Here is a 14,813-nt window from a genome sequence, read left to right on the forward strand (position 1 = left end):
CGCCTTTTGGGCCGGACGTCCCTATATGCGCGCGCAATCATGGCATTGAAGATCCCCGAGGCCCCCAAGGTGGGCATGGTATCGCTCGGCTGCCCTAAGGCGCTGGTCGATAGCGAACGCATCCTGACCAAGCTCAGGAGCGATGGTTATGCGCTGTCCCCCGACTATGCCGGGGCGGACGTCGTGCTGGTCAACACCTGCGGCTTCCTGGACAGCGCCAAGGAGGAAAGCCTCGAGGCGATCGGCGAGGCCATTGCCGAGAACGGCCGCGTGATCGTCACCGGCTGCATGGGCAACGAGGCCGAGCTGATCCGCGCCCGCTTCCCCGATGTGCTCGCCGTGACCGGCGCCCATCAATATGAAGCCGTGGTCAGCGCCGTGCATGAAGCCGCGCCGCCCGTGCCCAACGCCTTCGTCGACCTGGTGCCGGAAGGCGGCCTGAAGCTCACGCCGCGCCACTACAGCTATCTGAAGATCAGCGAGGGCTGCAACCACAGCTGCGCCTTCTGCATCATCCCGGACCTGCGCGGAAAGCTCGCGAGCCGACGCATCGACGCGGTGCTGCGTGAAGCCGAAAAGCTCGTCTCGGCCGGCACGAAGGAACTGCTGGTCATCAGCCAGGACACCTCGGCCTATGGCGTCGACGTGCGGCACGAGGAACGGCTGTGGAAAGGCGAGAGCATCCGCACCCACATGACCGATCTCGCCCGCGCGCTCGGCGGCCTGCGCACGGCGGACGGGCAGGCGCCCTGGGTGCGGCTCCATTATGTCTATCCCTATCCGCATGTCGACGCCGTCATCCCGCTGATGGCCGAGGGCCTGCTGACACCTTATCTCGATATCCCCTTCCAGCATGCCGCGCCCAATGTGCTGCGCGCCATGAAGCGCCCCGCCAACGAGGCCAGAGTGCTGGAGCGGCTGCAGAAATGGCGCAGCGTCTGCCCGGACATCGCGATCCGCTCGAGCTTCGTCGTCGGCTTCCCCGGCGAGACGGAAGCGGACTTCCAGTATCTTCTCGACTGGCTGGACGAAGCGCAGCTCGACCGTGTCGGCGCTTTCCGCTTCGAGCCGGTGGAAGGCGCGCAGGCCAATGCCCTGCCCGACCCCGTGCCCGAGGATGTGAAGGAGGAGCGCTACCAGCGCATCATGCGCAAATGCGCCGAGATCTCCGCCGCGAAGCTCGCCGCGAAGATCGGCCGGACCATGCCGGTCATCATCGATGAGGTGGGAGACCCGGACGAGGACGGCAGCGTCGGCGCGACCGGCCGCAGCCAGGCCGATGCACCGGAAATCGATGGCAGTGTCTTCCTGCGCGACGTCGATCCGGCTCTGGCGGCAGGCGACATCATCGAGGCGGTGATCGAGGATGCGGACGAACATGACCTGTTCGGCGCGCCTCTCGTCACCGGACGCTGAGCCCCCTCACCCCGCTCGCGGACGCTTGGATCGATCGACCGCCGGACGCGCTCATGCGCCCGCGCCGAACGCGCTGCGCCACGCCGGCTTGACCGCCGCGCGCACGGCATCGTCGACCGGCAGGTCCAGCTGATAGATGCCCTCGGCATAAGGCCCGGCTTCATAAGGCAGGATGACGACGCGAATGGTGTCGAGCGTCCGCCCGCCCGCCGAAACCGGCAGGATGACCTGCTTGGCCGGATCCACGCAGCGCGAGAATTCCGGAATCCCGTCCGATGCATTCGGATCGACCGGCGCGCCTCGCCGCTTCTCGCGCTCCGCATCGAGCGCGCTGCAGAAGCGCGCACGGATGGCGTTGACCAGCGCGGCGCTGTCGAACAGCGCATCCAGCGCCAGCCGGCGCCCACCGGCCTTGTCCCATAGGAGCGTGTTGACGAACGGCATGCCGTGCGCGCCGCCAGTGAAGGTGTAGCCTTCGCTCTGGAGGACCAGCAGGGCCGGCAGGTCGGCGGCGAGCTGCCAGTCCTGCGTGAGACTGTAGCCCCGATAGGGATAGCCGCCTTCCTTCGCCGAGGCCTGCTCCTTCCGACCGGCTTCCTCGGTTTCCTTGCGCAGCTTCTCGCCTTCCGCGCGCAGCGAGGCCGCGAGCGGCGCGATGGCGGCCGCCGCGCCGGGCCAGCTGTAGCGGAACTCGACCTGATCCTTCTCGAAAGCGATCGTCTCGCCATCCGGGGCGGGCGTCGCGGCGTTGGCAGCATTCGCGGGCGCCGCGCCATTCATGGCATTGTCGGCCAGGTTGCCGGCGCCGTCGCTCTTGCAGGCGCTTGCGGACAGCATGAGCGCGACGAGCAATGCCTTGCCAATGTTCGAAGTCATGACGATCTCTCTCCTTCAGGCCGATTGCTTTCCTAACGCATGCGGCGCTGCTTGCCGAGCGGGCAAGGGGAGATTATCGCGGTAACATGACGGAAATTGCCGATCTCGTGCGCCCCGACACCGGGCAGGCCGCCCGCACCATCCACATCATCGACGCAAATGGTCATCAGGCCTGGCTGGCGGCGCAACCCGAGCGCCATCGCGCGGCGCTGGACGCGCAGGGCTTCAAGCCCACCGCTTATGCCCATGCCATCCTGCCCGGCGATGGGGCGGACGAATGGTCGATCGTGACCACCGTGGCCAATGCGCAGTCCCTGTCGAGCTGGTGCCTCGCACGGCTCGCCGAAGTCCTGCCGGCGGGGCATTACCGCCTCGCGGATGGCGGCGATCCCGGTCCGGCGATCCTGGGCTGGATGACCGCGCACTATCGCTTCGACCGCTACAAGGAGAAGAAGAGCGACAAGGGCCCGCGCGTTCTGCTGACGCCGCAGCCCGCCGCCATCGCCTCGGCCGTCGCGCAGGCCGGCGCAACGGCGCTGGTGCGCGACATGGTCAACATGCCCACGGCGGACATGGGGCCGGACCAGATCGAGGCGCAGGCGCAGGCCATCGCGAGCCGCCATGGCGCCACGCTCACCGTTACCCGGGGCGATGCGCTGGAAGCAGGCTATCCGATGATCCATGCCGTCGGCCGCGCTGCCGACCGAGTGAACGCGCCCCGCCTCGTCGAGCTGACATGGGGACGCGAGGATCATCCCCGCATCGCGCTGGTCGGCAAGGGCATCACGTTCGACACCGGCGGACTCGACATCAAGCCGGCATCCGGCATGCGCCTGATGAAGAAGGACATGGGCGGCGCGGCCCACGCGCTGGCCCTCGCCGAACTGGTGATGGATGCCGCGCTGCCGGTGCGCCTGCATCTGCTGTTGCCGCTGGCCGAGAATGCGATCGCCGGCAATGCCTTCCGCCCCGGCGACATCCTGCGCAGCCGCAAGGGCCTCACCGTCGAGATCGGCAACACCGATGCGGAAGGACGGCTGGTGCTGGGCGATGCACTCACCCGGGCGGGCGAGGAGAAGCCGGAGCTGATCGTCGATTTCGCGACGCTGACCGGCGCCGCGCGCGTCGCGCTGGGCCCCGATCTCCCGGCCATGTTCGCCAATGACGATGCGCTGGCCACGCAACTGGCCGCCTGCGGCACGGCCGTGGACGATCCCGTCTGGCGCATGCCCCTGTGGGATCCCTATGACGAGCTGTTCAAGAGCGACGTCGCGGACCTCTCCAACAGCGGCGAAAGTGCCTTTGCCGGCGCCATCACCGCCGCGCTCTTTCTCCGGCGCTTCGTGCCCGAAAAGACGCCGTGGATTCATCTCGACACCTTCGCCTGGCGGCCGGTCGCGAAGCCAGGACGTCCGAAAGGCGGCGAGGCCTGTGGCCTGCGCGCGACCTTCGCGATGCTCCGCGAGCGATATGGGCGCTGACATCGCCGCCACCGGCCCTTGACCTGCCCGTCTCTTTTGGCGCAGGGGGCCCCGATGCACGACACAGTGGCGGGGGTTTCCCCGGGATCATCGACGACACGCAGGCGCGTGAAGCTGGACGGCGTGTCCCGCCGCTATGACGCGCGCGTGAATGCCATACGCCCTGACCTTGCCGACCTGGCGCTCGCCGAGCTGTATTTCGCGCCGCATTATGTGGCGCCGGTCGCGCGTGCCTGTGTCGTCCCCTCCGCCATGCTGCGCGGCAAGCCGGACGAGGCGGCAGGCGCGGTCTCGGAACTGCTGCACGGCGAGGCCTTCCATATGCTCGACGCGCGCGGCGAATGGGCCTGGGGCTATTGCGGGCACGATCATTATGTAGGCTATCTCCCCCTCGCCGCGCTGGGCGAGCCGGTCGTCGCCACGCACGTCACGCGGGCGGCCACGCCGCTCTTCCTGTCGGCCGACATCAAGTCGCCGGTGCAGGCACTGCTCCCGGCAGGCGCGCGGCTCGCCGGCGCGGCCGAGGGCGATTTCCTCGCGACCGCCGGCGGCTATGCCCATCTGCGCCATATCCGTGCGGTCGACGCGCCGGAAAGCGACTGGGTGGCGGTCGCCGAACGTCATCTGGGGGCGCCTTATGTCTGGGGCGGACGCGGCCATGGGCTGGACTGTTCCGGCCTCGTGCAGACGGCGCTGGACGCCTGCGGCATTGCCGCGCCACGCGACACCGATCAGCAGGCACAGGTGCTGGGCACCGCGCTGGACGACAATGCGCCGCTGCGACGAGGAGACATCGTTTTCTTCCCCGGCCATGTGGGGCTGATGATGGACGAGACTCGTCTCATCCATGCCAATGCCTTCTGGATGGCCGTGACGATCGAGCCGCTCGCCGATGTCGTGGCGCGGCTCTCGGACCAGCATGAGCAGCCGGTGACAGGCCGGCGCAGGATCAAGCCATGAGCACGACGATTTTCATTGACGGCGCGGCCGGCACCACGGGCATCCAGATCCGGGAGCGGCTCGCCGGGCGCAGCGAGTTCCACCTCATCACGCTCGACGAGGCCGCGCGCAAGGACGATGCCGCGCGCGCCGGCGCGATCAACGAGGCAGACATCGTGATCCTCTGCCTGCCGGACGATGCCGCGCGTCAGTCCGTGGCGATGATCGCGAACGATCGCACGCGGGTCATCGATGCCTCGACCGCGCATCGCGTCGCGCCGGACTGGGTCTATGGCCTGCCGGAGATCGCCGGGCGTGACGCAGTGGCCGACGCGCGCTTCGTCAGCAATCCCGGCTGCTATTCCACCGGCTTCATCGCACTGGTCGCGCCGCTCGTGGCGGCAGGCCTGATCCCGGCCGGCGCCCGCCTCGCCTGCAATGCCGTCTCCGGCTATTCCGGCGGCGGCAAGTCGATGATCGCGGAGTATGAGGGGCCGGACGGGCCGCCCAGCGCCTGGCGCACTTATGCGCTGACGCTGGCGCACAAGCATGTGCCGGAGATGCAGGCGCGCTGCCGGCTGCTGCACCGGCCGATCTTCGTGCCGGCCGTCGTGCCGCTCTATTCCGGCATGATCGTGGAAGTGCCGCTGCACGCCGAGATGCTGGCCAACGGCACGGGCGCGGCGACCCTGCGCGAGGCGCTGTCGGCCCATTATGCCGGATCGGCCGTCGTCTCCGTCGACCAGGGCTATCAGCCCGCCACGCTCCCGGTCGAGCTGCTGAAAGACAGCGACGCCATGCGCCTGTTCGTCTTCTCCGATGCGGCGAGCGAGCAGATCCGCCTTGTCGCGGCGCTCGACAATCTCGGCAAGGGCGCGTCCGGCGCGGCGGTGCAGAACCTGAACCTGATGGCGGGCCTGCCGGAAACGACCGGGCTTCGCCTCTGAGCGCCTGTTGCGAATTCGCCGCGGCTTCCTATTTCGGGAGCATCAGATGACATCGCGAAAGGACGGATCCCAATGAGCGCGACAGCAACGCTGGCGGGCGGCTGCTTCTGGTGCACCGAAGCTGTCTACCAGAGCCTGGCCGGCGTCGAGGCGGTGGAAAGCGGCTATATCGGCGGCACCAAGCCCAACCCGACTTATGAAGAGGTCTGCACCGGGCAGACCGGCCATGCCGAGGCGATCCGGATCACTTATGATCCCGCCACGATCAGCTATGGCGACCTGCTCGACATCTTCTTCGCCACCCATGACCCGACGACGCTCAACCGGCAGGGCAATGACGTGGGCACCCAGTATCGCTCGGCGATCTTTCCGCATGACGCGGCGCAGGAGGCGGAAGCCCGCGCCGCGATCGAGCGCGCACAGCCCGACTGGCCGAACCCGATCGTGACGACCATCGAGCCGCTGGCGACATGGTATCCGGCGGAGGATTATCACCAGCAATATTGGGACCGGGTCGGCAGCCGCAATCCTTATTGCATGGCGGTAATTCCGCCCAAGCTGCAGAAACTGCGCAAGGGGTTCGCAACGCGCCTGCGAGACTGACCGGCCTTCGCCGGGCCCTGTCCTTCCGGCCTGCAGTGACATAGAAGGACGTGGGCCCGGTTTTCGCCCGGACGGCGGGACGTGGCTCCAGGAGACCGACAATGCGCTTTTCCAGCCGCGCCACGCTCTGCGCCCTTCTCGTGATCGCTCTGCCCGCGCTGCCCGGCTGCGTCGCGAAAACAGCCTATACCGTTGCCACAGCGCCCGTGAAGGCAACGGCGCAGGCCGCTGACTGGGCGACCGTGAGCCGCGAAGAGGCCGATCGCAACCTCGGCCGCGACCTGCGCCGGAAATGCAAGGAACGCTACGACGCCTTCTACTGCCGCGACGCCGACTGAGGAGTCAGCGCCGCGAAGCAGGTTCAGCGGGGCGCCGAGCGAATATCGCGGACGACAGAGGCCGGATCGCGCGGGTCATGCGACGTGGCCACGGCCATGCCCGGCTGGACTAGCGGGGTCCGGGCGTGGCGTGGGACATAACGCGGGCGGTCACTTGCCTTGCGCGGCTGCGCTTCCCGGATCGCGATGGCTGCCATCAGCGGCGCGCAAAAGAAGCGGACGGACAGGCTGAACAGGCCCAGGAAGCCCAGCAGGGCAACTCCACCACCCACGAAACCGGAGGCGAACAGGAAGCCAAGGGCCAGCACCATGCAGACCGATCCGGCGATCGTCTCCGGCATGGTCGCCGCGAAGGGCGATTCCTGCCCGGCAGCCAGACCCGCGAACTTGGGCGTCCGCCGCCAAGCCAACGGCCGCTTCGAGAGGCCGGCCACGCCAGCCAGCAGCGTCACATAAGTGAGCGAGGCACGGGCGATCTCGCCCCGGATCATGTCCTCCACATTATTGCAGCCGGAGAGCCGGTAGCGATGCATGGTGCGCAGCCACCAGGTTACGCCGCCCAGGAGGAGGAGCAGGCCCGCGACGTGCGGCACGGCAACGGGAGTCATCGCGCCAGTCGCCAGCGACACGATCATCCCAAGCACGCCGAAGATGGTGAAGGCGATGCCGGCAAAGGTCTGTAGCGGGGAAATGCAGCGCATGACCTCCAGCAGCTTCGTCCAGCCCGGCAGCGGCGGCGCGAATGGGGCGGGCAGGAACAGGCGCCAGTGGCGACGCAACTGCTGAACCGGGCCGGCGGTCCACCGGAAGCGCTGCTTCTTGTAGTCGTCGAACGTATCGGGGATGAGGCCGTGCCCGAATGTCTCGCCGAAATAGAAGCCGCGATAGCCCACCGCGCGCAACCGGACGGAAACCTCCGAATCCTCGGTCAGGCACCATTCCGCCCATCCGCCCGCCTTGCGGAGCGCCTCGGTCCGCAGCAGGCACATCGTGCCGATGGTGAAGGCCCCGCCATATTCGTTGATGCCGGGATAATCGACCTTGTTGGTCGGCATATATTCCCAGTGGCAGGCGGTCAGATAGCTGTTGCCCTCATAATCGCGATAATCGTGCGGCGTCTGGATATAGCCGAGCGAGGGATCGTCAAAGAACGGCACGAGGCGCGAGAGGAAATCGTTGCGGGCAAGGTAATCGGCATCGATCACGCCGATGAGCTCGGCGTCCGGCGCCATCTCACCCAGGAGGAAGTTCAGCGCACCCGCCTTCGCGCCTTCGAGCGGCGCGACATGGAAGAAGCGGAAGCGCTCGACGCCCAGCCGCCGGTTCAGCACCGCGCAATGCGCTTCCAGCGGGCGCCAGAGCTGCTCATCGGCGGTATTGTTGTCGCAGACCAGGACTTCATAATCGTCATAGTCCAGCGCGGCCAGGCGGTTCATCGTCTCCATGACCACTTCCGGCGGCTCCGCATAGCAGGGCAGCTGCAGCGAGACCTTGAAGCGCGCGCGCGGGCGCGGCTCGTCCATCGGCGAAAAGGGCAGGCTCCAGCGCTCATGCGTGAGCACCGCCTCCCGCGCGAAATTCGCGATCTGGCCGAGGACGAACAGCAGGCCGGCAAATCCCAGCGCAACGAACGCCGCGACCGTCAGCGGCCCGGGGAAATCCGCCTCGAGGATGAACAGCACCGCCCAGAGGCTCCCTACCACCCAGCCGGCAGCCACGCTCGTGAGCCAGAGAATGCCCGGCATGCTGAGCTGGTCGACCAGATAGCGCACCACGGCCGCCCCGCCCAGGCAAAGCAGGAAAACGGGGAAGACGGCCAGGAAAGCCCCTGTGGTCAGCGTCGTGGCGAGCAACGCGCCGATGCAGGCACCGACCAGCTCATAGCCTTCCGCCGAGACCGGACGGGACAGATTGTGGGGAGAGGAGACCGCCCGCAAGGTGAGCAATGCGGAGAAGAGGGCGAGAAACGCAACAAAGACCAGTGAGGAATCAAGCTCCGCTCGAGATAGCGCGATCAATGCCACTTCCTTTTCTTCTTTGCCTCGCTTGCCCTTGGCGGGCTTGAACGAGACACGACCCGGGACGGGCTGTACAGGGCAGCGCGATATCACGAAGTGTCAAGCGACAAACCGTGCGTCTGCAGCCGCCGCCTGAAGAAAGGCGCCAACCGCGAAACGGTTGCATTTTGGGCGCCGAAGCCTCTTTTCCTGCGTCAACCCGTGGCACCGATGCGGCGAGAGCGCGTCACAAGGGGGCTAGATACCGCGCGGTCAGGCAGCGGCGCGGCGCAGCCTGTCATTGATGGCAAGGCCGATGCCGCGATGCGGAACCGGCGCGACCGTTATCGCCGGAAAGCCACTGGCATCCGCTTCATGCAATGCAGCGAAGAGATTGGCGGCCGCTTCCACCAGATCGCCCGATGCGCTCAGGTTGCGCTGGCTCGGGCCCGGGCCGAAGCCGATATGGAACTGACCTTCGACAGGGTGCGGGCAATCGAGCCGGAGCGGCTTGGATGGCGCATAATGGCTCTCGAGCTGCCCCGGCGCCGTGATCGGCCCGCCATGGCCAGGCGAGACGACCGGCAGGCCGGAGGCCTCTCCCAGCGCCTCGATCGTCACCGGACCGGGTCGCAGCAGCACGACCGCGTCCTCGCGCGGCTGCACGATGGTGGATTCAAGCCCCTCGCTGGTCGGCCCCGCGTCGAGGATCAGCGGGATTCGCCCGTCGAGGCTGGCAAGCACATGGCTAGCGCGCGTGGGGCTGATCGCGCCGGATCGATTGGCCGAAGGCGCCGCGAGCGGAACCCCCGCGGCGGCGATGAGCGCGCGCATGGCCGGGTGGGACGGCAGGCGCACGGCGAGCGTGGGGAGACCGGCGCTGGCCAGCGTGGCAACGGGGCAATCGGGGCGGCGCGGCAGCACCATGGTCAGCGCGCCCGGCCAGAACGCCGCGGCCAGCGCCTCGGCGACGGGCGGGAAAGTGACCAGTTGCTGCGCCATCGCGATGTCGCTCACATGCACGATCAGCGGATTGAAGGCCGGCCGTCCCTTGGCGGCATAGATGCGCGCGACGGCCATCTCGTTCGTGGCATCGGCAGCGAGGCCATAGACCGTCTCGGTCGGCACGGCGACCGGCTCGCCCGCGCGGATCAGCGCCGCCGCCTCGGCAAGCCCGGCGCTGTCATAAGCGCGAATCTGGGTCGTGATAGAACGGGCGCGAAGCGGCATCGTGCGGCTATAGCGGCGCTTCGTGACAGTATGAAGCCGGCAATAGCGGCTTTGCCCGAGCCCGGGCTTGCCCTAGGGCTGATCGACATTCAGATGATGGCGTGACGAAAATGGTGGTTTTTCGGGACCCGGCGCGCAGCGTACTCAAAGTACGTGAGCACCGGAAGACCGGGAAAGCGCCATTTGCAGGCCGCTAGCGCTGAATGTCGATTAGACCTAGAGAGCGCGCATGACAGAGGTTTTTTCCCAGGACGCGCTCACCCGCATCGCGGCGGCACTGGAGCGGATGGCGCCACCCCCTGCCACGTCGGCTGATCTGGAGGCGCATGCCGCCTATCGGTGGGACGGCAAGGCGATCACGCCGGTGCTCCATTTCCAGCCGGTGGACTATGCCCTGCTCACCGGCATCGATGCGCAAAAGCAGGCTTGCCTGGAGAACAGCCGCCGCCTCGCCCTGGGCCATGCCGCTCATGACATCCTGCTCTGGGGCGCGCGCGGCACCGGCAAATCGGCCACTGTCGCGGCCTGCGTGGGGCAAGTACAGAAGGAAGGCCTGCCGCTCGCGCTGGTGGAAGTCGCGACAGACGATCTGCGCAGCCTCGCGACGCTCTTCTCGCTGCTGAGCGGCACGCGCCGGCCGATCATCCTCTATATCGACGATCTCGGCTTCGATGGCGATTTCGGCGCGGACGCGCGGGCCCTGCGCTCGCTGTTGCAGGGCGGCGCGAGCGCGCGGGGCAGCAATGTCCGCCTCTACGCCACCTCGAACCGCCGGCATATCGTGCCGCGCTCGATGTCGGAGCAGGACGATCCGATCAACCTGCGGGACGTGGTGGACGACCGGCTGGCGCTGGCCGATCGCTTCGGCCTTTCGCTCGGCTTCCATGCCCTCGACCAGGAGGCCTATCTCGCCATCGTGACGCGCTATGCCGCGCGCCACGGGCTGGACTTCGAGCCGGCCGCCGCGATCCAGTGGGCCACGCAGCGCGGCAATCGCTCGGGCCGCGTCGCCTGGCAATATGTGGTCGAGCTGGCAGGCCGCGCGGGCCGGAACCTCGACGCACCGGACATCGGCGACTGAACCCGCCGCGCGGGTCCGCAGGCCTGCATGCGCTTCCTCGGCGGCAGCGCATTCGCGCGACCGCTGCCTGTCTTCATTGCGCGTTGGCGCTGGCCTTTGCCGCTGCGGGATTGCTGATCCGCCAGACCATCCCGCCCACATCGTCGCTCACCAGCAGCGCGCCGTCGCGCGCGACCAGGACGCCCACCGGACGCCCCTGCGCATCGCCATCCTCGTTGAGGAAGCCGGTCAGCAGGTCGACGAGCTTGCCTTGCGGCACGCCTTTCTCGTTGAACGCGACATAAGCGACCTTGTAACCGGCCGGCGGCTTGCGGTTCCAGCTGCCGTGCAGGGCCACGAAAGCGCCATGATCGAACGGCGCGCCGAGCGCCGCGCCGGGGGTGAAGGCGAGCCCGAGCGGCGCGGTGTGTGCGCCGAGGCCAAAGGCGGGCCGCCTTGTATATTCGCGCAGATCATTGCGCTCGGGCTGCACGCGCTTGTCGATATAACCGCCCCAGTAATTCCACGGCCAGCCGTAGAAGGCAGCGAAATCCACGTCAGTGAGATAGTCCGGCACGAGATCGGAGCCCAGCATGTCGCGCTCGTTGACCACCGCCCACAAGCCGCCCGTCCACGGATTGAAGGCGAGATCGGTGGGATTGCGCAGGCCGCTCGCGTAGATGTTGAACGCGCCCTCGCGCGGATCGATCTCGATCACGGCCGCGCGCAGATCTTCCTTCTCCAGACCGTTCTCGGCGATGTTACTGTTGGATCCCACGCCGATATAGAGCTTGCCGTCCGGTCCGGCGGCGAGGCTCTTGGTCCAGTGATAATTGGGCGCATTGGCGGGGAGGCTCGCGACTTTCCGGCCCGGCTCGGTGATCCGCACCGCGTCGGGCGTGTAGGGGAAGGCCATGAGGCTGTCGGTATTGGCGACGTAGAGCGTGTCCCCGACGAGCGCCATGCCATAAGGCGAGTTCAGCCCCTCCAGGAAGCTGTAGCGGTCTTCCGCCACGCCGTCGCCGTCGCTGTCACGCAGGAGGGAAATGCGATTGGCCGACGGCGCGCCTGCGCCGGCCCGGCCCATGAGCTTCGCCATGACCCAGTCGGTGATGCCGTTCGTCGGGCGCGGCGGACTGGCGGTTTCCGCCACCAGCACGTCGCCATTGGGCAGCAGCAGCATGGTGCGGGGATGATCCAGCCCGGCCGCGAAACGCTGGACGCGCAGCCCTTTCGCTGCGACCGGCGCGGCATGATCGGCCCAGCCCACGGCGCGCGCGACGACCACGGTCGGGATGATCTGGCGCCGGGGCTCGGTGAAACGCGGCTCGCGCCCTTCCAGCTCGGCTTCCGCGAGACGCGCCACATCCGGCCGCGACACATAGAAAAATATGCCGCCCGCCGCGATGACCAGCGCCAGCAGCGCCATGAGAATATATCTCTTCATGGGCACGATCTATGCCGCCGGCCCGCCGCGCGCAACCGGAAGCCGCATCATCGACGACTCAGCGCGGTCCCATTCGCCAGACAAGGATCGCGATGAGGACGCCGATCCCGAAGCCGGCGAGCAATCCGATCACCGGCTGGCCGAGAAAGCCGCCGAGAATCGTGCCGAGAAGCGAAAGCAGCGCGATCGGCGCGCCGCCGCCCATGCGTTGCCGGGGATCGGGAGAAGAGGGACCACTCATGCAGGCGCCTTGCCACGTCCCGGGGCGGGACGCCAGCCGTCCGATCGCGGGACCCTCTGTTTCGCGCCGGGACATGCCTAAGGCGCCTTTCACCACCGAATGCCCCGATGCCGTAGCGTCACGGCAAACTGGCACGATGCTTGGTTGGCTTTCCGGTGTCGGCGCCGGGCCGATCTCACGGGAAGCCATTCATGCACCTGCCGATTCTGGTGGACCGTCAAAGCTATGAAGATGCCGCCGCGCTCATGGAAACCTTCGGGGAGCATGCCAGCGTGGAAGCCGCCCTGCGCGCGGACAGGAGCCGCGAGCGCGGCAATCATGTCCACTTCTGCCGCTGGCGCCAGATCGAGCGGATGCTCCTGCTGCTGACCGCCGAGCAGGCGATGGGAACCATCCACTGATTCTTCCGTTGCGACCGTTGGACGCGTGTCGCCAGCCCCTCTCTTCCGGTTTCTCTCCCTATGTCCCCACGAGGTTTCCGGGAGAGAGGGGCTCTCGACTCTCAGGCTAGCCCGGCCTTGGCGCGCTCCTCGGCCACGAGTTCCTTGCGCGAGAGCTTGCCGACCAGCGTCCTGGGCAGGTTGTCGCGGATCTCGACCGCGCAGACCCGCTCATGCTTGCCGAGCTGTTCGTTGAGCCAGTCCTTGAGGCCGTCCCCTTCCACGCCTTCCGTCTTGTCCGCCCAGAGCGTCACGAAGGCCTTGGGGCACTCGCCCCGGTAGGAATCCGGAATACCGATCACTAGGGCCTCGCGCACGGCGGGATGGCGATAAAGCACTTCCTCGACCTGACTGGGAAACACCTTGAAGCCGCCCACCGCGATCATGTCCTTGATCCGGTCGACGACGCTGAAATAGCCATCCTCGTCCGCGGTCCCGACATCGCCGGTCCGCAGATAGCCATCGGCGAACACATCGCCGTCCGCCGCCGGATTGTTCCAGTAGCCTTGCATGATCTGGGGCCCGGAGACCGCGATCTCGCCCGGCACGCCCGGCGGCGCGCGTCGGCTGGGGTCCTCGCGATCAAGCAGCCGGATCCGCGTCGCGGGTATCGGTTGGCCGATGGTCCCCACCTTGCCGAGCCGGTCATAGGGATTGGCCGAGACCACGCCGCTGCTTTCCGTCAGGCCATAGCCTTCCACCAGCCGTGCGCCGGTCGCGCGCTCGAAATGCTCCTTGAGCGGCAGCGGCAGCGGCGCACCGCCCGAAATGCAGATGCGCAGGGATGAGAGATTGGTCTTCGCAAGATCCGGGCAATCCAGCAAGGCCTGGAACATCGTCGGCACGCCCGGAAGCGACGTGATCCTGGTGCGCTGGATCGCCGCCAGCACCTGCCGCGAATCGAACCGGGGCAGCATCACGATCTCACCGCCATTGGCGACCGTGCGATTGAGCACCGCGGTATTGGCGAAGACATGGAAGAAGGGCAGCGCACCAAGAATGCGATCATTGTCATGCCAGGGGTCGAGCATATTGACCTGCCGGGCATTGGCCGTGAGGTTCTGGTGCGTCAGCATCGCGCCTTTGGGCCGGCCGGTCGTGCCGCCGGTATATTGCAGCAGCGCGAGATCACGCTCCGGATCGATGGCTGGCAGGGTTCGGGCCCCGTCGTTCGAGAGCATGTCGGCAAAGCGGGTCAGACGAGGATCGTGGGGGATCGGCTCGTCCGCCTTCCGCTTGAACAGGCGATACAGCATCGCCTTGCCAGCAGGCAGGGCCTCCGCCACGTTGCCCACCACGAGGCGCTCCACGCAGCACCGGTCGAGCATGGCCCGGGCATTGCCGAGCAGTGGCCGGGCCGACAATGTCACCATCATCCGCGTGCCGCTGTCCTCGGCCTGATGATCCAGTTCCTCGACCGTGTAGAGCGGCGAGAAGTTCACCGCGATCGCCCCGGCCATCATGATCCCGTAATAAGCGGTGACATAATGCGGCACGTTGGGAAGATAGAGGCCCACCCGGTCGCCGGGACGGATGCCGAGATCGATCAATCCGCAGGCGAAGCGCCGCGCCGCGTCCAGGCACTCGGCATAATTGAATCGCCGCCCGTAGAAATCGATGAGCGAGCGCCCGCCATCGCGCTCCGCCGCCGCCTGCAACATGCCCGGAAGGGACAACGGCGCAAAATCCTGCGCCCAGCCGACGGGGTGATCATAATGGTCCTGCCAGACCGGGTTCTCGCTCTCCATGCCGGAAAACTATGCGATGGCGGCGAGCAAGGCAATGCAGACGCGCGGAC

General features: G+C 67.3%; 14 protein-coding genes. 8 read left to right on the forward strand and 6 right to left on the reverse strand.

What is annotated here, in order from left to right; all coding sequences use genetic code 11:
• The first annotated feature begins 39 nt into the window (after positions 1–39).
• Positions 40–1,416, forward strand: coding sequence for a 30S ribosomal protein S12 methylthiotransferase RimO (gene rimO, locus SLG_RS16275; RefSeq protein ID WP_014077597.1), 1,377 nt, complete (start codon positions 40–42; stop codon positions 1,414–1,416).
• 51 nt (positions 1,417–1,467) lie between these two features.
• Here rimO and SLG_RS16280 read toward each other — a convergent pair whose 3' ends face one another.
• A complete protein-coding gene (locus SLG_RS16280) occupies positions 1,468–2,292 on the reverse strand; it encodes a DUF4163 domain-containing protein (protein WP_014077598.1) in 825 nt (274 codons plus the stop codon).
• 86 nt (positions 2,293–2,378) lie between these two features.
• On the opposite strand from SLG_RS16280, the gene SLG_RS16285 reads away from it, so the two are divergent.
• The 5 genes from SLG_RS16285 (at position 2,379) to SLG_RS20565 (ending at position 6,600) form a co-directional block, all read left to right on the forward strand.
• On the forward strand, positions 2,379–3,773 hold the full coding sequence (locus SLG_RS16285; protein WP_014077599.1) for a leucyl aminopeptidase family protein: 1,395 nt from the start codon (positions 2,379–2,381) through the stop codon (positions 3,771–3,773).
• 54 nt (positions 3,774–3,827) lie between these two features.
• On the forward strand, positions 3,828–4,733 hold the full coding sequence (locus SLG_RS16290) for a C40 family peptidase (protein ID WP_014077600.1): 906 nt from the start codon (positions 3,828–3,830) through the stop codon (positions 4,731–4,733).
• Positions 4,730–5,659, forward strand: coding sequence for an N-acetyl-gamma-glutamyl-phosphate reductase (gene argC, locus SLG_RS16295; protein WP_014077601.1), 930 nt, complete (start codon positions 4,730–4,732; stop codon positions 5,657–5,659). Before SLG_RS16290 ends, argC begins: the two co-directional genes overlap by 4 nt.
• Before the next feature lie 72 nt (positions 5,660–5,731).
• A complete protein-coding gene (gene msrA / locus SLG_RS16300; protein WP_014077602.1) occupies positions 5,732–6,262 on the forward strand; it encodes a peptide-methionine (S)-S-oxide reductase MsrA in 531 nt (176 codons plus the stop codon).
• A gap of 101 nt (positions 6,263–6,363) precedes the next feature.
• A complete protein-coding gene (locus tag SLG_RS20565; protein WP_014077603.1) occupies positions 6,364–6,600 on the forward strand; it encodes a hypothetical protein in 237 nt (78 codons plus the stop codon).
• 23 nt (positions 6,601–6,623) lie between these two features.
• Here the strand turns inward: SLG_RS20565 and SLG_RS20570 are convergent, their stop codons facing one another.
• The gene (locus SLG_RS20570; protein ID WP_051003792.1) at positions 6,624–8,618 is read right to left on the reverse strand and encodes a glycosyltransferase family 2 protein; all 1,995 of its coding nucleotides are present in this window, start codon (positions 8,616–8,618) and stop codon (positions 6,624–6,626) included.
• Positions 8,619–8,870: 252 nt separating this feature from the next.
• Positions 8,871–9,827, reverse strand: coding sequence for an L-threonylcarbamoyladenylate synthase (locus SLG_RS16315; protein WP_014077605.1), 957 nt, complete (start codon positions 9,825–9,827; stop codon positions 8,871–8,873).
• A gap of 229 nt (positions 9,828–10,056) precedes the next feature.
• On the opposite strand from SLG_RS16315, the gene SLG_RS16320 reads away from it, so the two are divergent.
• Positions 10,057–10,908 (forward strand): ATP-binding protein, encoded by an 852-nt coding sequence (locus SLG_RS16320; protein WP_014077606.1) that lies wholly within the window; start codon positions 10,057–10,059, stop codon positions 10,906–10,908.
• Positions 10,909–10,981: 73 nt separating this feature from the next.
• Here the strand turns inward: SLG_RS16320 and SLG_RS16325 are convergent, their stop codons facing one another.
• Both SLG_RS16325 and SLG_RS16330 read right to left on the reverse strand, forming a co-directional pair.
• A complete protein-coding gene (locus SLG_RS16325) occupies positions 10,982–12,334 on the reverse strand; it encodes a PQQ-dependent sugar dehydrogenase (RefSeq protein ID WP_041392141.1) in 1,353 nt (450 codons plus the stop codon).
• A 58-nt stretch (positions 12,335–12,392) separates the two neighbouring features.
• Complete coding sequence (locus tag SLG_RS16330; protein ID WP_041392143.1) at positions 12,393–12,575, reverse strand: hypothetical protein; 183 nt, start codon at positions 12,573–12,575, stop codon at positions 12,393–12,395.
• 191 nt (positions 12,576–12,766) lie between these two features.
• Between SLG_RS16330 and SLG_RS16335 the strand changes: the two genes are divergently transcribed.
• The gene (locus tag SLG_RS16335; RefSeq protein ID WP_014077609.1) at positions 12,767–12,976 is read left to right on the forward strand and encodes a hypothetical protein; all 210 of its coding nucleotides are present in this window, start codon (positions 12,767–12,769) and stop codon (positions 12,974–12,976) included.
• A 101-nt stretch (positions 12,977–13,077) separates the two neighbouring features.
• Here the strand turns inward: SLG_RS16335 and SLG_RS16340 are convergent, their stop codons facing one another.
• Complete coding sequence (locus SLG_RS16340) at positions 13,078–14,763, reverse strand: long-chain-fatty-acid--CoA ligase (protein ID WP_014077610.1); 1,686 nt, start codon at positions 14,761–14,763, stop codon at positions 13,078–13,080.
• Positions 14,764–14,813 lie beyond the last annotated feature (50 nt).

This window comes from Sphingobium sp. SYK-6, assembly GCF_000283515.1.
GTDB lineage: Bacteria > Pseudomonadota > Alphaproteobacteria > Sphingomonadales > Sphingomonadaceae > Sphingobium > Sphingobium lignivorans.